Below are 17,134 nucleotides of genomic sequence, written 5' to 3'. Positions count from 1 at the left end.
GTTACTGGCGCGGGGCCGGCGGCAGCGGCGTGACCGCCGGAGCCGGCGTGCTCGTCACCGGCGCGGTCTGTACGGCCGGCGGGGGCGGCGGCGCTGGAACCGCGGCCGGTGCCGGCGCGGAAGCGGCGGGCGCCGGCGAGGCATTGGTCACGGGCGCGGGCGTCACGGAGCCCATGCGGCGCAGCTCGTCGTCCGAGATGATCTCGAAGATGCGCACCACGCGCTGCACGCCGCCGATGGTGCGCGCGATCTGCGTGGCCTTGTCGGCCTCGCGCTGCGTAACGCGGCCCATCAGGTACACGACGCCGCGCTCGGTCACCACCTTGTAGGCGCCGACGTAGAGCTCGCGGTCGTCGACCAGCGAGGCCTTGACCTTGGCCGTGATGAGCGCATCCGACGAGCGCTGGCCCAGCGTCGACGGCGGCAGCACGGCCAGCTCGTTCACCGTGCCCTTGACGTTGTCGACGCGCGAGATGATCTGCTCGGCGTTCTGCTTGGCCTGCTCGCTGGCCACCTCGCCGGTCAGCAGCACCTGGCGGTTGTAGCTGGTGACGTTGACATGGCCGCGGTCGCCCATGGCGTCGCGCACGCGCGAGCCGCCGCGCAGCTCGATGGTCTCGTCCTCGATCTGCGCGCCGGGCGTGCGGCGGTCCACCGCCACCATCGCGCTGACGGCGGCGCCGCCGATGATCAGCGGTGCGCAGCCCGACAGGGCGCCCGCGAGCGAAGCGGCCAGCAAGGCCGTGGCGAGGGCGGTGCGTGTCATGCGGGTCATGTCGGGGGTTCCTGTTCTCCGAGCAGCTGCGCGTCGACGCCATCGCAGATGCAGTGCAGCGTCAGCAGGTGCACCTCCTGGATGCGCGCCGTGCGTTCGTGCGGCACGCAGATATGGACATCGGTTTCCTTCAGGAGGTTCCCGATCTTGCCGCCGCCGCGGCCGGTGAGCGCCACCACCGACATCTCGCGCTCGTGCGCGGCCTCGATGGCGGCGATGACGTTGCCCGAATTGCCGCTGGTGGAGATCGCCAGCAGCACGTCGCCGCCCTGGCCCAGCGCACGCACCTGCTTGGAGAAGATGACGCTGTAGTCGTAGTCGTTGGCGATCGCCGTGAGGATCGACGTGTCGGTCGTCAGCGCGATGGCGCCGAGTTCGGGCCGCTCCCGCTCGAAGCGGCCGACGAACTCCGCCGCGAAGTGCTGCGCGTCGGCGGCCGAGCCGCCGTTGCCGCAGGCCAGAACCTTGCCCCCGCTGGTCACGCTGGCCAGGATGGCCTGGACGGCCGCCGCGATGGGCTTGGACAGCGCCTCGGCCGACTGGTACTTCAGGTCGGCGCTGTCGATGAAGTGTTGCTGGATTCGCGATTCGAGCATGGCTTTTCGATGATAACCCGAGGCCTTTTCCCCTAACCCGCGTCGAAGGCGGCCCGCAGCCAGTCGACGCGCCCGGCCTCGACGCTCACGACGTCGAAGCGGCAGGGCGGCGGCGAGGGCATGCGCATGAGGTAATGGCGCGCGGCGAAGACGATGCGGCGCTGCTTCACCGCGCCTATGCTCGCGGCGGCGCCGCCGAAGCGGCCGGACGCGCGTTGGCGCACCTCGACGAACACGAGGGTGTCGCCGTCGCGCATCACCAGGTCGATCTCGCCGCCGCCGCGGTGCGGCGTCCGATAATTGCGGGCGACCAGCTTCAGGCCGTTCGCCGCGAGGTGCGCGAGCGCGCGGTCCTCGGCGGCGTCGCCGGCCTGCTTGGTCGTCTTCGAAGGATCCATGAGCGCTTCTTTCGCCTCCGCCCTGAACGCCGCGCGCGACGCGGCCGGTGCACAGCATTATCCGCAGGGCACGCTGTACGTCGTCGCCACGCCCATCGGCAACCTCGCCGACACGAGCTTGCGCGCGCTGCACGTGCTGCAGCTGGCCGACGCCGTCGCCTGCGAGGACACGCGGCACACGCAGGCGCTGCTGCGCGCGTGGGGCATCGACGGCAAGAAGACGATTGCCGTGCACGAGCACAACGAGGCGCAGGCGGCGCAGGCGGTGGTGGAGCGCCTGGCGGCCGGCGAGCGCATCGCGTATGCGAGCGACGCGGGCACGCCGGCGGTGAGCGACCCGGGCGCGCGCCTGGTCGCGGCCGTGCGTGCGGCGGGTCATCGCGTGATCCCTGTGCCCGGCGCCAGCAGTGTCACGGCGGCGCTGAGCGCCGCCGGCGCCGTCGCCGAGGGTGGGGCGTTCGTGTTTGCGGGCTTCCTGCCGGCCAAGGCGGGCGAGCGCGAAGCCGCCGTCGCTGCGCTCTCTGCGGAGCCCCGCACCGTCGTGTTGCTCGAAGCGCCGCACCGCGTGGAAGCGCTGGCCGAGGCGCTGGCGCCCCTTGCCGGCCGGCAAGTGACCGTCGCGCGCGAGCTGACCAAGCAGTTCGAGCAGGTCGAGACGCTGGCGTGCGGCTCGCTTTCGGCGTGGCTGAAGGAAGACGCGCAACGCACGCGCGGCGAATTCGTCCTGGTGCTCCACCCGCAAGCGGAGGCGAAACCGGCCGACGAAGGGCAGCGCGTGCTGGCGATGCTGCTGGCCGAGCTGCCGCTGAAGACCGCCGTCAAGCTCGCCGCCGAGATCACGGGCGCGCCGCGCAACGAGCTGTACGACGCGGCTTTGCGCCTGAAGAACGGCAGCTAGATCGCGAGCGGGTCCACGTCGATGGCCCAGCGGATCAGGCCCTTCTCCCTGAGCCCGTGCAGCTCGCCGTGCCACGCGGCCAGGAAGCGCTGCAGCGCCGGGCGCGAGGCGCTCTCGACCAGCATCTGCGCGCGCTCGACGTTCGCGATGCGCTGCACCGTCGCCGGCACGGGCGAGTAGAGCGCCACCTGCCCGAGCTCGGGCATCGCCTGTGCACGCTGCGCCGCCGCGTGCAGCCACGCTTGCGCGGCTTCCTGCGTGCGGGCGTCGGCGCGCACCAGCGCCTGGAAGCCGAAGGGCGGCATGCCGGCCTGTTCGCGCTCGGCTAGCTGCCGCTCGGCGAACGCCGGGTAGTCGTGGCGGCGCAGCGCCGCGAAGAGCGCGTGCTGCGGATGCCAGGTCTGCACCCACATCTCGCTCGCGTGCCCCGCCTGCGCGTCGCGGCCTGCGCGGCCGGCCGCCTGCATCAGCAGCGCGAACAGGCGCTCGGGCGCGCGGAAGTCGCTGGAGAACAGCGCCGAGTCGACGTTGATCGCGGCGACCAGCGAGATGCGGCGGAAGTCGTGCCCCTTGGTCACCATCTGCGTGCCCACGAGGACGTCGACGTCGCCCGCGTGCATGCGCGCCAGTTGCGCCTCGAGCGCGCCTTTGAGGCGCGTGCTGTCCGCATCCATGCGCGCGATGCGCACCGCCTCGCCGTCCGCCCGCTTCACGCCCGCGAGCAGCTCGCCCACGTGCTCCTCCAGCTGCTCGGTGCCGCGGCCGATGGGCGCGATGTCCACGTTGCCGCACACCGGGCAGGCGCGCGGCACGCGGTCGGCGAAGCCGCAGTGGTGGCAGCGCAGGGTGCGGTCGATCTTGTGGAAGACGCGGTAGGCGCTGCAATTGGGGCAGTCGCTTTTCCACTCGCACGCCGTGCATGCGAGCACCGGGGCATAGCCGCGGCGGTTGAGGAACAGCAGCACCTGCTCGCCGCGCGCCACGCGCTGCTGGATCGCATCGACCAGCGGCGGCGACAGCACCGCGCCCTTGGGCTGCGCGTTCATGTCGACGACGCGCACGTCGGGCAGCCGCGCTTCGCCCACGCGCGTGGCCATCGCCAGGCGCTGGTAGCGGCCCTTGTTGGCGGCCTGCCAGCTCTCCAGCGACGGCGTCGCGGACCCGAGGATCACCTGCGCGCCTTCGAACTTGCCGCGCAGCACCGCGAGGTCGCGTGCGGAGTAGCGCGCGCCTTCCTGCTGCTTGTAGCTGGCGTCGTGCTCCTCGTCGACGACGACCAGGCGCAGGGCTGGCATCGAGGCGAACACCGCCATGCGCGTGCCGAGCACCACGCGCGCCGCGCCCGAGTGCGCCGCCAGCCAGTTGCGCAGGCGTTGCGGCGGCGTCATGCCGCTGTGCAGCGAGGCGATCGCGCTTTCGCCGAAGCGCTGGGCGAAACGCTCCTGCAGCTGCGGGGTGAGGTTGATCTCGGGCACGAGCACGAGCGCCTGCGCCTGCGCGTCGGCTTCCAGCAGCCGTTGCACCGCGCGCAGGTAGACCTCGGTCTTGCCGCTGCCCGTCACGCCGTACAGCAGGAAGGGCCGGTCCTGGCCCTCGAGCTGCGCGAGCACGTCGCGCTGGTCGGGTGTGAGCGGCGGGCCGTTCACGATGCCGCCGGCGTCTTGCGCGGCGTTCCCGCGCTTCATGCGGCGCTGCCACTGTGTGGCGTCGAGGTCACGCAGCTGTGGCGGTAACGCCGCAAGCGCGACCTCCCCGATGCTGCGCTGGTAATAGTCCGCTGCGAAAGACACGAGTTGTTGCCACTTCGGCGAAAGCGGTGAAATCCCGTCCAGCACCGCAGCCACGGGCTTGGCTGCAAAGCTTTCGTCCGCCTCTGCGCTGCGGGGCCACACGATGCCCAGGACTTCGCGCTTGCCGAGCGGCACGCGCACCAATGTTCCGGCCGCAAGTGCCTGCTCACTCGAATAACTCAGGGGCCCAGCCGCGCTGCTGTGCGCAGGCGTGGGCACGACGACATCGATGCGATGCAGCATGGAAGGGCGAAAAACGGCGCGAAGTTTCCGTTGAGCTTTACAAAGAGAAGCTAAGTGCTTGATTTACCAGCCGTTTGGCCCGTAGCCTCTTGTTGTGTGGATAACTTTGTTGAAATCCGTCCTGCGCGGCCGTGGGCGGCTTGAAAAATCAAGGGCTTGGCGCTCCGCCCCGAAAAAAACGCACGCAGGGAAGCCAAGGAAAATCAAGCACTTAGGAGCGCTACCGGATTTGTAGCAAAGTGCCGCCGGGCGCCGCCCCCGCCTGCCGGTTTTTGTGCATAAGTCAAGCGGGCGTGACGTTTTTCGCCACCTGTCTCCTAGGGAACACCCTGATGACTGGGGCCGGCTCAAGCGCTTGTGCCTCGCATGCGCCGTGAATGTGCGTGTACGGCGTCTACCAGTACCTTCACATGCTCGGCCGGCGTGAACTGGCTGATTCCGTGGCCCAGGTTGAAGATGTGGGACGGCCCCGTACCGGGCCCCGTGTGCGGGGCGCCGAAGTCTTCGAGCACCCGGCGCGCCTGCTCTTCGATGGCGGGCCCGTCCGCGAACAGCACCATCGGGTCGAGGTTGCCCTGCAGGGCGTGCGAATCGCCGACCAGCGAGCGGGCCGCGCGCAGGTTCACGGTCCAATCGACGCCGAGCACGTCGCAGTCCAGCGCCTTCATCTGCGCCAGCCAGGGGCCGCCGCCCTTGGTGAACACGATGCGCGGGATCGTTTCGCCTTCGTGTTCGCGCACGAGCTGCTTCAGCACTCGGGCGGTGTAGGCCAGGCTGAATTCCTGGAAGGCGCCGTCGGCGAGCACGCCGCCCCAGCTGTCGAAGATCATCACGGCCTGCGCGCCGGCGCGGATCTGTTCGTTCAGGTAGGCGGCCACCGCATCGGCATTCGTCGCGAGGATGCGGTGCATGAGGTCCGGCCGCGCGTACAGCATCGACTTGACCAGGCGGTAGTCGTCCGAGCCCGCGCCTTCGACCATGTAGCAGGCCAGCGTCCACGGGCTGCCCGAGAAGCCGATCAGCGGCACGCGGCCGGCGAGCGCGCGGCGGATCGACGTGACCGCGTCGAAGACGTAGCGCAGCTTGGCCATGTCGGGCACGCGCAGCGCGGCAACGTCCTGCTCGCTGCGCAGCGGCCGCGCGAACTTCGGGCCTTCGCCCGCTTCGAAGCTCAGGCCCAGGCCCATCGCGTCGGGCACGGTGAGGATGTCCGAGAACAGGATTGCGGCGTCGAGCGCATAGCGCTGAAGCGGCTGCAGCGTGACCTCGGTCGCGAAATCGGTGTTGGTGGCCAGGCCCATGAAGCTGCCGGCGCGGGCGCGCGTGGCGCGGTATTCCTCGAGGTAGCGGCCGGCCTGGCGCATCAGCCACACCGGCGTGTGCGGGGTGGCCAGGCGGCGGCAGGCGCGCAGGAAGCTGTCGTTGGCCAGGGGCGCAAAACTCATGGCCCGATTGTCGCAGGCGGGCACGGGCCGCCTATGATCGGCGGCGATGGACGAGAGCTTCGAGCGCGCGAAAGAGTTCTTCCTGGCCGGCGTGCGCCACTACGAGGCCGGGCGCTACGAACAGGCGCACGCGCAGTTCGAGGCCTCGCTGTCCTTCGTGCCGCAGCGCGCGTCGACGCTGATGAACCTGGGCGCGACGCGTATCCAGCTCGGCCGGTTCGAGGAGGCGGCCGAGGTGCTGGAAGAAGCAACCGAGGTCGATCCGTCGGATGCCCAGGCCTGGGCCCACCTCGCGACGGCGCTCGCGGAACTCGGCCGGCACGAGGATGCGCTGCGCTGCGCGGACAAGGCGCTGGCACTCGATGCCGCGCTGGCGTCCACGTGGAGCGTGCGCGGCATGCTGCTGCGCGACCTGCAGCGGCCGCAGGAGGCGGTCGAGTCCTTTCGCAAGGCGATCGAGCGCGGCGCGGATGCACCGCTGCACGAGTACTACATCGCGGCCATCACCGGCGAAGCCGCGCCTTCGCAGACGCCGGCGCGCTACGTGCAAACGCTCTTCGACAGCTACGCCGACGGCTTCGAGGACCACCTGGTCGAGGTGCTGCGCTACGGCGCGCCGGGCATTCTCGCCGGGGGCCTGCCGCAACGCGAATGGCGCAGCGCGCTCGACCTCGGTTGCGGCACGGGGCTGATGGGCGAGCAGCTCAAGCCGCGCGTGGCGCGCCTGGTCGGCGTGGACCTGTCGGCGAACATGGTCGGCCGCGCCCGTGAGCGCGGTCTCTACGACGACGTCGTACAGGCCGACGTCACCGGCTACCTCGCGTCGGCAAAAGAGGCATCCTTCGAGCTCGTCACTGCAGCCGACGTCTTCAACTACATCGGCGAACTGGCGCCTGTCTTCGACGCGGTGCGCCGGGTGCTCGCGCCGGACGGCTGGTTCGCGTTCACGGTGGAATTGACGGTAGCGGGCGCGGACGTCGAGCTGCAACCGAGCATGCGCTACGCGCATTCACGGGGCTACGTCGAATCGCTGGCGACGCGGTGCGACTTCGAAGTCGCGGCGCTGGCCGAACACCCGATCCGCGAGGACCAGCGCCAGCCGATCCCGGGCCTGTTCGCCTGGCTCAGGAATCCGCGTACTTGACGGAGCAGCCGTAGGGCCGCGTGACGGGGTTGGAGATCGGCTTGCCGGCCAGCGCTTCGTCCAGGCCCGTGCGCACGTAGTTCACCGCCTTGGCGATGTCCGCCCGGTCGCTCGACGCGATGCTGTCGATGCCGCCGGCGTAGACCAGCTTGCCCTTCGGGTCCACGATGTACATGTGCGGCGTGGTGCGCGCACCGAAGGCACGGCCCACGAGGCCGTCCTCATCGACGAGCAGGGCCGTCGGCGCGGAGTTGCGCCCCTTCTGCCACGCGACGACCTTCGCGGGCTCCATGTATTCCCACGACGACTTCGCCGTCGAATTGACCGACAGCCACACCACGCCCTTGGCGGTGGCGTGGGCCTGCGTCGCGCCCATGTTGCCGCTGTCGTAGTGCTTGCGAACGTAGGGACAGCCGGGGTTGGTCCACTCGAGCACGACGTATTTGCCGCGGAAGTCCGAGAGCTTCACGGCCTTGCCGGCCGCATCCTTCAGCACGAAGCCCGGGGCGGGCTGGCCGACCGAGGGCGCGGCGGCGGCGGCGAAGGGGATGGCGAGCGACAGCGCAATCAGGTGGCGACGCAACATGGCAGACCTCCTAGAGTTTCGCGAGCGTGGAACGCACTTCCTCGACCCCGAGGATCTCGGACAACACGACGGGCGCGCGGCCCGGCTGGTAGTACACGTACACGGGCACGCCGCTGCGCCCCAGTTGCGCGAGAGCGGCGGTGATGGCGGGATCGCGCCGCGTCCAGTCGGCGCGCAGCATGGCGACCTTGCGCGACTCGAAATCGGCGAGCACCTGCGGGTTCGTGAGCACGGCCTTCTTGTTGTACTGGCAGGTGACGCACCACGCGGCGGTGAAGTCGACGAACACCGGCTGGCCCGAGGCCAGCACCTGCTCGACCCGGCCCGGCGCCCACGGCTGCCACGGGCCCTGCGCATGCGCGTTGGCGGCGTTGGCCTGTACGCGCGTGATGGCTGGCCCCGCGGTCCATGCCAGCAGGGCGAACGACGCCAGCGCGAGGGCCCCCAGCGCGGTGCGCGCGCGCCCTTGCAGCGTGAAGGCCCACACCACCATGGCGAGGGCGACCAGCAGCGCGAGCAAGGCCGCCGCGCCGTCGATGCCGCTTTGCTGCCCGATGACCCACACGAGCCACGCGACGGTGGCGAACATGGGGAAGGCCATGAAGCGGCGGAAGATGTCCATCCACGCGCCCGGCCTGGGCAGGTGGCGCGCGACCGCGGGGACGAGCGTCGCCGCGAGGTAAGGCAAGGCCATGCCGATGCCGAGCGCCGCGAAAATTGCGAGGGCCTCGAACGCCGGCAGCGTGACGGCCACGCCGAGCGAGGCGCCCATGAAGGGCGCGGTGCACGGCGACGCGATCGCCACCGCGAGCACGCCCGACAGGAACGCATCGACCACCGGGTGCCGCGCCTGCAGCGAGGCCAGGGGCGAAGGCAGCAGCGTGCCGAACTCGAAGAGGCCCGCGAGGTTCAGGCCGATCAGCGTGAACAGCGCGGCCAGCGCGGCGACGAAGGCCGGCGACTGCAGCTGGAAGCCCCAGCCGAGCTGTTCGCCGGCCGCGCGCAAGGCGAGCACGAGCGCGCCGAGCGCCAGGAACGAGACGATGACACCGGCCGCATAGGCGATGCCGCCGACGCGCAGCGCGCGCCGGTCCCGTGCCTGTCGCGTGTAACCCAGGACCTTGATCGCCAGCACCGGGAAGACGCAGGGCATCAGGTTCAGCACCATGCCGCCGACCAGCGCCAACAGCAGCGCGGCCGCGAAACCCAGCGGCGGTGTCGCCGGCGCGCGGGCGTTGTCGCCCAGGGCTTGCGCGAGCTCGGGCGAGACGCCGGCGGCCGCGGCCACTTGCGGCCAGGCGCCCAGGACCTTCAACTCCGCGCGCCAGCCGACGCTGCCGGTGCTCAGCACCACCGGCATCACTTGCGGGCTGGCACTGCGTTGCGGCGACAGCGGCACGCGCGCCGTCCACTCGGCGCCTTTCCATTGCTGCTGGATCGCAGGCCCGTTCTCGATGACCTCCGCGGTCTCGGGCAGGAAGGTGAGCGTCTGGCCGCGCGCCTCGACCGGCAGGCCCTGCACGGAGATCGCGAGGGCATCGCCGTCGATGCGCGCCGTGCTCTCCGGGATGATGCCCGTGCCCGCGATGACGGGCCGGGGCTGCGCCTTCAACGCGGCCTCGAACGCGGCCGCATGCATCGCGGTGCTGCCGCGCGCGGGCACCTTCAGCGTGAACTGGCCTTCCTCGGGGATGCACTCCTTCTTGCAGACCAGCCAATTGGCGTGCAGCTTCACTTCGACATCGCCGAAGACGGGCGGCTTAAAGTCCGGCGCGACCTTCACCGGCACCGGCAGCAGCACGGTGCCTTCGTAGCCGTAGTTGGCCAGGTTGCCGATGGGGATCTTCTTCGGCAGCGGCCAGGCGATGTCGCCCGCCGTCATGCCCGCGGGCAGCGTCCATTGCACCTGCGTCGGCAGGCCGGAATCGCCCGAGTTCTTCCAGTAGGTATGCCACTGCGGCTGGTGCGCGAGCTGCAGGCCGACCCAGAAGGTCTTGCCGGGCTGGATGCCTTCGGGCGCGTTCGCGACGAGTTCCGCGCGCACGCGCTCGCTCGTCACCGTGGCCTTGCCTTGCGCGAACGCCGGCAGGGCCAGCAGCGCCGCGAGAAGGAAGGACGACAGGCGCACCATGCTCATTGCGCGAAACCCAGCACGACGCGTCGCGTCGTAGCGCTCTTCTTCTCGATCTTCGTCACGACCACTGCGCCGATCTCGGAGGTGTTGGCCACGTGCGTGCCGCCGCAGGGCTGGAAGTCGACCTGCTCGCCCTGCCCGATGCGGATCGTGCGAATGCGGCCCGTGCCGCGCGGCGGCTGCACCGACATGCTCTTCACGAGCGCGGGGTTGGCGTCGAGCTCTTCGTCGGTGATGGAACCGACCTGCACCGGATGCGCCTCGCCCACCAGGCGCGCGATGCCGGAAGTGAGGGCGTCCTTGTCCAGGGGGTCGGTCATGTTGAAGTCCAGGCGCGCGTACTCCGGTGTGATCGAGCACCCGTTCACGAGTTCCGGCACCAGGTGGCAAAGCAGGTGAGTCGTGGTGTGGAAGCGCATCAGCTTATGGCGGCGGTCCCAGTCCACGCGCGCCGTCACCTCGGCGCCCGGCACCAGTTGCGCGAGCAAAGCCTCCTGGCCCGGCGCGGGCACGTGAGCGATGTCGTTCGTCGGGCGGCCTTCCGCGTCCTTGCACTTGCGCGTGTCGGCGATGGCGACCTCGCAGCCGTCCGCCAGGACGAGCACGCCGGCATCACCGGCCTGGCCGCCGCCCAAGGGGTAGAACACGGTGCGATCGAGGACGATGCCCGGATCCCCCACCGAAACGACGCGCGCCCGGCATTCCTTCGCATACGAATCCTGGCGGAACAGCTCTTCGGTCATGCGGGAATTGTCGCCTTTTTGGCGCGGGCACGCGTCGCTGCGGCCATTGGCCTACAGTGGCGGAATGACCGACCAAAGCCTCACCCGTTTCCTCGCTCCAGAGGGGGTGGACCTGGACCCATCCGAGACCGCCGAATGGCGCGAGGCCTTACTGGCGCTCGTCGCCACCGAGGGTCCGGCGCGCGCCCGATTCATCCTCGACCAGCTGGCCGCGCTGGCGCGCGACCCGCACGTGGCCTGGTCGCCCGAGCTCGTCACGCCCTACGTCAACACCATCGCGGTCGACCAGCAACCGGCGTTCCCGGGCGACCTCGCGATCGAGGAGAAGCTCGCGTCCATCATGCGCTGGAACGCGCTGGCGATGGTCGTGCGCGCGAACGCGGCGTTCGGCGAGCTGGGCGGCCACATCGCGTCGTACGCCAGCGCGGCCGACCTGTTCGAGGCGGGCTTCAACCACTTCTTCCACACGCGCGACCTGGTGTTCTTCCAGCCGCACAGCGCGCCGGGCGTTTACGCGCGGGCCTTCCTCGAAGGACGCCTGAGCGATGACGACCTGGCGCACTTCCGCCAGGAAATCACCGGTGCGCGCAAGGGCGTGCGTGGGCTGTCTTCGTATCCGCATCCCTGGCTGATGCCCGACTTCTGGCAGTTCCCCACGGGCTCCATGGGCATCGGGCCCATCAGCTCGATCTACCACGCGCGTTTCATGCGCTACCTCACGCACCGCGGCTTGCTCGATTGCACGGCGCGCAAGGTGTGGGGCGTGTTCGGCGACGGCGAGATGGACGAGCCCGAGAGCATGAGCGCCCTCACGCTCGCCTCGCGCGAGAAGCTGGACAACCTGGTGTGGGTGGTCAACTGCAACCTGCAGCGCCTGGACGGGCCGGTGCGCGGCAACGGCCGCATCGTCGACGAGCTGGAGAAGCTGTTCCGCGGCGCGGGCTGGAACGTGATCAAGCTGCTGTGGGGCAGCGACTGGGACGGCCTGTTCGCGCGCGACGTGACGCAGGCGCTGGCGCGTGCGTTCTCGCACACCGTCGACGGCCAGATGCAGACCTTCGCCGCCAAGGACGGCCGCTTCAACCGCGACAACTTCTTCGGCCAGGACGAGGAACTCGCGCGCCTGGCGCAGGGCATGACCGACGAGCAGATCGACCGCCTCAAGCGCGGCGGCCACGACCTGGTGAAGATCCACGCCGCCTATGCCGCGGCGGCGAACTTCAAGGGCGGGCCGACGGTGATCTTCGCCCACACGAAGAAGGGCTACGGCATGGGCACGGCGGGCCAGGGCCGCATGACCACGCACAGCCAGAAGAAGCTGGACGACACCGCGTTGCTCGAATTCCGCAACCGCTTCAACCTGCCGCTGTCGGACGAACAGGCGAAGAACCTGGAGTTCTTCAAGCCGCAGCCCGAAAGCCCGGAAGCGAAATACCTGCTGGAGCATCGGCAGCGGCTGGGCGGTTTCATGCCGGCGCGGCGCAGCGAAGCGCCGAAGCTCGCCGTGCCCGACGTCGATTCGTATGCGGCCTTCGCCACCGCGGCGGCGGGCAAGGAGATGTCGACCACGATGGCCTTCGTGCGGCTGCTGGGCAACCTGCTCAAGGACCGCGAGCTCGGCCCGCGCATCGTGCCCATCGTCGCCGACGAGGCGCGCACCTTCGGCATGGCCAACCTGTTCAAGCAGGTGGGCATCTACTCGAGCGCGGGTCAGAGCTACGAGCCGGAGGACATCGGCTCGGTGCTGTCGTACCGCGAGGCGCTGGACGGCCAGATCCTGGAAGAGGGCATCAGCGAGGCCGGCGCCATCGCCAGCTGGACGGCCGCGGCCACCAGCTACAGCGTGCACGGCTTCCCCATGCTGCCCTTCTACATCTACTACTCGATGTTCGGCTTCCAGCGGGTGGGCGACGCGATCTGGGCCGCCGCCGACCAGCGCTCGCGCGGCTTCCTGCTGGGCGCCACGTCCGGGCGCACGACGCTGGGCGGCGAAGGCCTGCAGCACCAGGACGGCTCCAGCCACATCGTGGCGGCGACGATCCCCAACTGCAAGGCCTACGACCCGGCCTTCGCCGGCGAGATGGCCGTGATCATCGACCACGGCATGCGCGAGATGCTGGTGGACCAGCAGGACGTCTTCTACTACCTCACGCTGATGAACGAGAACTACGCGCAGCCCGACGTGCCGGCCGGTGCGGGCGAAGGCATCGTGCGCGGCGGCTACCGCTTCGCTACCTACGGCAAGGGCGAACCCCAGGTCACCTTGCTGGGCTCCGGCGCGATCCTGACCGAGGTGCTGAAGGCGGCGGAGCAGCTGGCGGCGGCGGGGATTACCAGCGAGGTGTTCAGCATCACGAGCTGGACCGAGCTGGCCCGAGACGGCTTGCATTGCGAACAGCGCGCCGCGCGCGGCGAGGCGAACACCACGCCCTGGCTGCACGGCATGCTGGGTGCGTCGAAGGCGCCCATCGTGGCCGCCACCGACTATGTGCGCACGTTGCCCGAGAGCATCCGCGCCTTCCTGCCGGCCGGGCGCCGCTACGTCACGCTGGGCACCGACGGCTTCGGCCGCAGCGACACCCGCGCGGCGTTGCGGGAATTCTTCGGGGTGGATGCCGCCAGCATCGTCCGGCAAGCCCGGGCGTTAACATCCGGCGCATGAGCCTTCCCCGGGCCTGGGCCGACCTCAAGACCACCGACTTCCCGCGCCTGGACGCCACGCGCACCGTGGCCGTCCTGCCGCTGGGCGCCACGGAGCAGCATGGCCCGCACCTGCCGCTGGATGTGGACCGGGCGATCGCCGAAGGCATCGTCGCCGCCGCGCTGCCGCAGGTGCCGGCGGACGTGCCGGTGCTGGTGCTGCCGGCGCAGGCCGTGGGCTACAGCCCCGAACATGCCGCCTTCGAAGGCACGCTGACCCTGCCGTACGAGGCGGTGCTGGCCAGCTGGATCGCCCTCGGCGAGGGCGTGGCCCGCGCCGGGGTGAAGAAACTGCTGCTGTTCAACGCGCACGGCGGCCAGTCGAGCCTGATGGACATCGCCGCGCGCGAGTTGCGCGGGCGCGGCCTGATCACCTACCGCTGCGACTGGTGGAACCTGCCGCTGGGCGAGGCGGTGACGGGGCTCTTCAGCGCCGACGAACACCGTTTCGGCGTGCACGGCGGGGAGATCGAGACCTCGCTCATGCTGGCGCTTGCGCCGCAGTCGGTGGACATGGCCCAGGCCCAGGACTTCGCGTCCACCTCGCGCGACAGGGCCCGGCAGTTCCCGGTGATGGGCCAGTCCGCCAAGCTGGGCTGGCACGTGCAGGACTACAACCCGCACGGGGCGGCCGGCAACGCCAAGGCCGCAACGGCCGAAAAAGGCCGGGCGCTCCTGGATGCTGCGTCGCGCCAGTTGGCCTTGCTGCTGCAAGAAATCTCCCAGCTGCCGCTCGCGACCTTGGCCCAGCGGTAGCGCTGGCGCACGGCAGCCCTGCCGTGCATCCTTCACGGCGAATGTTGTTTTACGTGCACGCGTCGCAGCGAAACCGCACCGCGTGTGCCATGTGTCACATTCGAGCAAGCTAGGCTTCCCTACACTTCGATACAAGAAAGGAAGCCACCATGCGTTTCGCCGCCGTCCCGTTGCCGAAAACCGAGCCGACCCGCTCGCCGGCCGCGGAGTTCGTGCGCAAGCTGCTGGGTGGCGAGAAGGCGCTCCTGCCCCAGCAGGCGCCTGCCCTTGGCGAGCCGCCGCCGGCCGACCTGGACCAGCGCGTGCGTCTCGTGGGCGAGTGGTAAGGCTCTCCAGCCGATAAAAAAAGGGCGCCTTTCGGCGCCCTTTTCGTTTCTTCGGTGCAAGCCTCAGCGGTTGCTGTCCGAACTGCCGGAGCGGTCCGAGCTAGAGCCGCTGTTGCCCTGTTCCGCGGCCTTGCGGGCGCGGTTGGCGGCGCTGCGGGCCATGCCGCCCTTGCGACCGGCCTCGCGTGCCTCTTCGGACGTGAACTCGTGGGCGGTCCCCTTTTCGTGCGCGGCCCGGCCCCCTTCGCTTGCGATCTCGCGCTGGCGCTGCGGATCCATCGACGCGAAGCCGCGGTTCGACTTGCGGGAGCCGCCGCTTTCGTTACCCATGTTGTCGGATGCCATGATGAGGATCTCCTGAATCCAAAATGCGGTTGAAACTACATGGCCGCATGCGTGCTTGCCATGGCCCGATTGAGCTTGCGAATCGATGGGCCTGTCGTCAGGGAGAAAAGGCGCAAGGTGTAGGAGCGGGCCTTGCCGAGTTACCACCGGTTGCTATGGTTTCGGTAGCACACCCGCATGCAGCCGCGCCAGCAAGGGACCTGCCTCTTCTGAAACAGGTGGGCGCGAAAGTGCTTCATCCGTATGCGCATGCTTCAGGCTGGCGATGAGGCGCGACAGTTGCGCCGCTTGTGGCTGGACAGGACCGAGGAACAGTGCCTCATCACCGCGGCCGACCAGCACCGTGGGGAAGGTTTCGATGTCCACGTCGCCCATCGCGTCGGCTTCGTCCTCGACATCGACCCACGCGAAACGCAAGTCGCCGCGCGCCTTCGCGGCATCGTTGAACACCGAGCGCCATTCGCGGCACACGTTGCACCATTCGGCGCACAGCGCGATGACCCACCAGCGGGGCGTTGCGGCGTCTTCGGCGGACATGCGCGGCAGTTTAGCGGCGGCCTTGGCGCCGTGCCCGCGTGGGGTCAGGCGTAGGTGACCCAGTCGGCGTAGGCCGGGTCGTCCAGGTGCGGGAGGGCGTTGTACATCACCAGCATCGTGCGCTTGGGGTTGAAGGCGAACTCGGTCACCGAGGTGTTGCGGATGCGCAGGTTCAGCTCGATCGTCGTCTCGGGGCTGGTGCCCAGCACGTGGCCGACGGCGGTGGAGATCGGCCCGCCGCTGGTGACCATCAGCACATTCTGGCCGTAGTGCTTGCTGCGCACGTGGTCGAGCGCCCCGGACACGCCGGCGACGAACTGCTCGTAGCTGGGCATGCCTTGCGGCTGCGCGTCGCCGGCCATCCACTTGGCCAGGCCGTCGCGCAGCAGGCGGAAATGGTGGCGGTACATCTCGGGCGTGGTGGCCTTCTGCAGCGGCCCGGGGTGCACCGTCGCGATCACGGCCTCGCTGTCGTACTCGTTCAGGCCCTCCCACGACAGGTGTTCGCCCGCGTGGTTCATGCCTTCGAGGATGCCCTCCAGCGTCTGCTTGTGGCGGCGCAAGGTGCCGGCGACGAGGCCGTCGAAGCGGATGCCCTTGTGGGCGAACCATTCGCCCAGGCGCACGCTCTGGCGCCGGCCCAGCTCGCTTAGCTGGTCGTAGTCGTCGGCGCCGAACGAAGCCTGCCCGTGCCGCACCATGTACAGGGTTCCCATGCCGCGATTCTGGCCGCGGCGGGCGCGCCGTGCTGCTACGCGGGCGACAGCACCTGCGCGAACACGGCCGTGTCGACGTTGCCGCCGGTAAGCGGCACGCCGACGCTGCGGCCGCGCCACTTGTCGCGCTGCTGGATGGCCGCGGCCAGCGCTGCGGCCCCGGCGCCTTCGGCCACGTTGTGCGTGTCGGCGAAGAGCACGCGCATCGCCTCGGCCACCTCGCCGTCGGTCACCGTGACGACCGCATCGGCTTCGCGCACCAGCACGTCGACGGCTTCCTCGTCGGCGAGGCGGCAGGCCATGCCGTCGGCCAGCTGCGTCGTGACCGGCGACTCGACCACGCGCCGGGCCTTGAACGATTCGAGGTAGGTGGTCGCATGCGCCGAGACGACGCCGACGAGGCGGCTGCGCGCACCGGTGTGCGCGCGCGCCGCGGCGGCGGCGCAGAAGCCGGAGCCCTGCCCAATGGGCACGAAGACCACGTCCGGCTCGGCGCCGCGCCCGAAGCTCTCGAAGAACTCGACCCAGTAGGTCATCACGCCGCGGACCAGGTCGCGGTGGAACGACGGCACCATGTGCAGCCTGTCGCGCGCCGCGATGCCCATCGCGTACTCGCGCGAGGCCTGGAAGTCCTCGCCATGTTCCACCAGCTCGACGCCCAGCGCGCGCATGGCGGCGTTCTTCTCCACCGAATTGCCGCGCGGCACGACGATGGTGGCCGGCAGGCCGTGCTGCCGCGCCGCGAAGCCGATCGACTGGCCATGGTTGCCGCGCGTCGCCGTGATGACGCCGCGCGGCTTCTCGCCCCTGGCCAGCGCGTCGAAGTAGGTGAGGCCGCCGCGCACCTTGAAGGCGCCGGCCGGCGTGTGGTTCTCGTGCTTGACCCACACCGTCATGCCGAGGCGGCGCGCGAGCAGCGGCCAGGCGAATTGCGGCGTGGGCGGTACCACGGCGCGCACGGTGGCGAACGCGGCCTGCACTTCGTCGGGCGTGAAACGCATC

Annotated in this window: 17 protein-coding genes; 5 read left to right on the top strand and 12 right to left on the bottom strand. The window is 70.0% G+C overall.

The window, feature by feature from the left end; all coding sequences use genetic code 11:
* Position 1 precedes the first annotated feature (1 nt).
* From WG903_RS02040 to WG903_RS02030, 3 genes are read right to left on the bottom strand one after another with little or no spacing between them, the layout of a single operon-like run.
* Complete coding sequence (locus WG903_RS02040; protein ID WP_340072525.1) at positions 2-775, bottom strand: BON domain-containing protein; 774 nt, start codon at positions 773-775, stop codon at positions 2-4.
* On the bottom strand, positions 772-1,371 hold the full coding sequence (locus WG903_RS02035) for a phosphoheptose isomerase (protein WP_340072524.1): 600 nt from the start codon (positions 1,369-1,371) through the stop codon (positions 772-774). The genes WG903_RS02040 and WG903_RS02035 overlap by 4 nt, the downstream gene beginning before the upstream one ends.
* Positions 1,372-1,403: 32 nt before the next feature.
* Positions 1,404-1,769, bottom strand: a complete 366-nt coding sequence (locus tag WG903_RS02030) for a YraN family protein (RefSeq protein WP_340072523.1) — start codon at positions 1,767-1,769, stop codon at positions 1,404-1,406.
* On the opposite strand from WG903_RS02030, the gene rsmI reads away from it, so the two are divergent.
* A complete protein-coding gene (gene rsmI, locus WG903_RS02025) occupies positions 1,768-2,667 on the top strand; it encodes a 16S rRNA (cytidine(1402)-2'-O)-methyltransferase (RefSeq protein WP_340072522.1) in 900 nt (299 codons plus the stop codon). The genes WG903_RS02030 and rsmI overlap by 2 nt on opposite strands.
* Here rsmI and WG903_RS02020 read toward each other — a convergent pair.
* A complete protein-coding gene (locus WG903_RS02020; protein WP_340072520.1) occupies positions 2,664-4,700 on the bottom strand; it encodes a primosomal protein N' in 2,037 nt (678 codons plus the stop codon). The two genes, rsmI and WG903_RS02020, sit on opposite strands and share 4 nt — an antisense overlap.
* 347 nt (positions 4,701-5,047) lie before the next feature.
* On the bottom strand, positions 5,048-6,145 hold the full coding sequence (hemE, locus tag WG903_RS02015; RefSeq protein WP_340072518.1) for a uroporphyrinogen decarboxylase: 1,098 nt from the start codon (positions 6,143-6,145) through the stop codon (positions 5,048-5,050).
* Positions 6,146-6,191: 46 nt separating this feature from the next.
* Between hemE and WG903_RS02010 the strand changes: the two genes are divergently transcribed.
* The gene (locus tag WG903_RS02010) at positions 6,192-7,289 is read left to right on the top strand and encodes a tetratricopeptide repeat protein (protein WP_340072517.1); all 1,098 of its coding nucleotides are present in this window, start codon (positions 6,192-6,194) and stop codon (positions 7,287-7,289) included.
* Here the strand turns inward: WG903_RS02010 and WG903_RS02005 are convergent.
* From WG903_RS02005 to WG903_RS01995, 3 genes are read right to left on the bottom strand one after another with little or no spacing between them, the layout of a single operon-like run.
* Positions 7,270-7,875: a thioredoxin family protein gene (locus tag WG903_RS02005; RefSeq protein ID WP_340072516.1), complete on the bottom strand. Its 606-nt coding sequence runs from the start codon at positions 7,873-7,875 to the stop codon at positions 7,270-7,272. The genes WG903_RS02010 and WG903_RS02005 overlap by 20 nt on opposite strands.
* Before the next feature lie 10 nt (positions 7,876-7,885).
* Positions 7,886-10,012: a thioredoxin family protein gene (locus tag WG903_RS02000; protein WP_445263566.1), complete on the bottom strand. Its 2,127-nt coding sequence runs from the start codon at positions 10,010-10,012 to the stop codon at positions 7,886-7,888.
* Entirely contained in the window at positions 10,009-10,752 is a 744-nt protein-coding gene (locus WG903_RS01995) for an alanyl-tRNA editing protein (RefSeq protein ID WP_340072515.1), read from the bottom strand. The genes WG903_RS02000 and WG903_RS01995 overlap by 4 nt, the downstream gene beginning before the upstream one ends.
* A gap of 64 nt (positions 10,753-10,816) precedes the next feature.
* Here WG903_RS01995 and mdeB point away from each other — a divergent pair, with 64 nt between their 5' ends.
* The 3 genes from mdeB to WG903_RS01980 all read left to right on the top strand — a co-directional run bounded on the left by mdeB (position 10,817) and on the right by WG903_RS01980 (position 14,534).
* Entirely contained in the window at positions 10,817-13,414 is a 2,598-nt protein-coding gene (gene mdeB / locus WG903_RS01990) for an alpha-ketoglutarate dehydrogenase (protein WP_340072514.1), read from the top strand.
* On the top strand, positions 13,411-14,208 hold the full coding sequence (locus WG903_RS01985) for a creatininase family protein (protein ID WP_340072512.1): 798 nt from the start codon (positions 13,411-13,413) through the stop codon (positions 14,206-14,208). The genes mdeB and WG903_RS01985 overlap by 4 nt, the downstream gene beginning before the upstream one ends.
* Positions 14,209-14,357: 149 nt before the next feature.
* On the top strand, positions 14,358-14,534 hold the full coding sequence (locus WG903_RS01980; protein WP_340072510.1) for a hypothetical protein: 177 nt from the start codon (positions 14,358-14,360) through the stop codon (positions 14,532-14,534).
* 63 nt (positions 14,535-14,597) lie between these two features.
* Here WG903_RS01980 and WG903_RS01975 read toward each other — a convergent pair whose 3' ends face one another.
* The 4 genes from WG903_RS01975 to WG903_RS01960 form a co-directional block, all read right to left on the bottom strand.
* Entirely contained in the window at positions 14,598-14,879 is a 282-nt protein-coding gene (locus WG903_RS01975) for a KGG domain-containing protein (RefSeq protein WP_340072509.1), read from the bottom strand.
* A 153-nt stretch (positions 14,880-15,032) separates the two neighbouring features.
* The gene (locus WG903_RS01970; protein WP_340072507.1) at positions 15,033-15,416 is read right to left on the bottom strand and encodes a thioredoxin family protein; all 384 of its coding nucleotides are present in this window, start codon (positions 15,414-15,416) and stop codon (positions 15,033-15,035) included.
* Between the two features lie 44 nt (positions 15,417-15,460).
* Entirely contained in the window at positions 15,461-16,132 is a 672-nt protein-coding gene (locus WG903_RS01965; RefSeq protein WP_340072506.1) for a histidine phosphatase family protein, read from the bottom strand.
* A 35-nt stretch (positions 16,133-16,167) separates the two neighbouring features.
* Entirely contained in the window at positions 16,168-17,133 is a 966-nt protein-coding gene (locus tag WG903_RS01960) for a threonine dehydratase (RefSeq protein ID WP_340072505.1), read from the bottom strand.
* Position 17,134: the final 1 nt, after the last annotated feature.

The sequence above is a fragment of the Ramlibacter sp. PS4R-6 genome, from assembly GCF_037572775.1.
Classification (GTDB): Bacteria; Pseudomonadota; Gammaproteobacteria; order Burkholderiales; family Burkholderiaceae_C; genus Ramlibacter.
Note: the sequence above shows the minus strand (reverse complement) of the source record. Positions and strands in the feature narration are given on the sequence as shown.

Coding starts and splice junctions, on each gene's coding strand:
- rsmI (WP_340072522.1), top strand. CDS start 1,768: ATGAGCGCTTCTTTCGCCTCCGCCCTGAACGCCGCGCGCGACGCGGCC.
- WG903_RS02030 (WP_340072523.1), bottom strand. CDS start 1,769: ATGGATCCTTCGAAGACGACCAAGCAGGCCGGCGACGCCGCCGAGGAC.
- mdeB (WP_340072514.1), top strand. CDS start 10,817: ATGACCGACCAAAGCCTCACCCGTTTCCTCGCTCCAGAGGGGGTGGAC.
- WG903_RS02010 (WP_340072517.1), top strand. CDS start 6,192: ATGGACGAGAGCTTCGAGCGCGCGAAAGAGTTCTTCCTGGCCGGCGTG.
- hemE (WP_340072518.1), bottom strand. CDS start 6,145: ATGAGTTTTGCGCCCCTGGCCAACGACAGCTTCCTGCGCGCCTGCCGC.
- WG903_RS01965 (WP_340072506.1), bottom strand. CDS start 16,132: ATGGGAACCCTGTACATGGTGCGGCACGGGCAGGCTTCGTTCGGCGCC.
- WG903_RS02020 (WP_340072520.1), bottom strand. CDS start 4,700: ATGCTGCATCGCATCGATGTCGTCGTGCCCACGCCTGCGCACAGCAGC.
- WG903_RS01980 (WP_340072510.1), top strand. CDS start 14,358: ATGCGTTTCGCCGCCGTCCCGTTGCCGAAAACCGAGCCGACCCGCTCG.
- WG903_RS02000 (WP_445263566.1), bottom strand. CDS start 10,012: ATGAGCATGGTGCGCCTGTCGTCCTTCCTTCTCGCGGCGCTGCTGGCC.
- WG903_RS01960 (WP_340072505.1), bottom strand. CDS start 17,133: ATGCGTTTCACGCCCGACGAAGTGCAGGCCGCGTTCGCCACCGTGCGC.
- WG903_RS02035 (WP_340072524.1), bottom strand. CDS start 1,371: ATGCTCGAATCGCGAATCCAGCAACACTTCATCGACAGCGCCGACCTG.
- WG903_RS01995 (WP_340072515.1), bottom strand. CDS start 10,752: ATGACCGAAGAGCTGTTCCGCCAGGATTCGTATGCGAAGGAATGCCGG.
- WG903_RS01970 (WP_340072507.1), bottom strand. CDS start 15,416: ATGTCCGCCGAAGACGCCGCAACGCCCCGCTGGTGGGTCATCGCGCTG.
- WG903_RS02005 (WP_340072516.1), bottom strand. CDS start 7,875: ATGTTGCGTCGCCACCTGATTGCGCTGTCGCTCGCCATCCCCTTCGCC.
- WG903_RS02040 (WP_340072525.1), bottom strand. CDS start 775: ATGACCCGCATGACACGCACCGCCCTCGCCACGGCCTTGCTGGCCGCT.
- WG903_RS01975 (WP_340072509.1), bottom strand. CDS start 14,879: ATGGCATCCGACAACATGGGTAACGAAAGCGGCGGCTCCCGCAAGTCG.
- WG903_RS01985 (WP_340072512.1), top strand. CDS start 13,411: ATGAGCCTTCCCCGGGCCTGGGCCGACCTCAAGACCACCGACTTCCCG.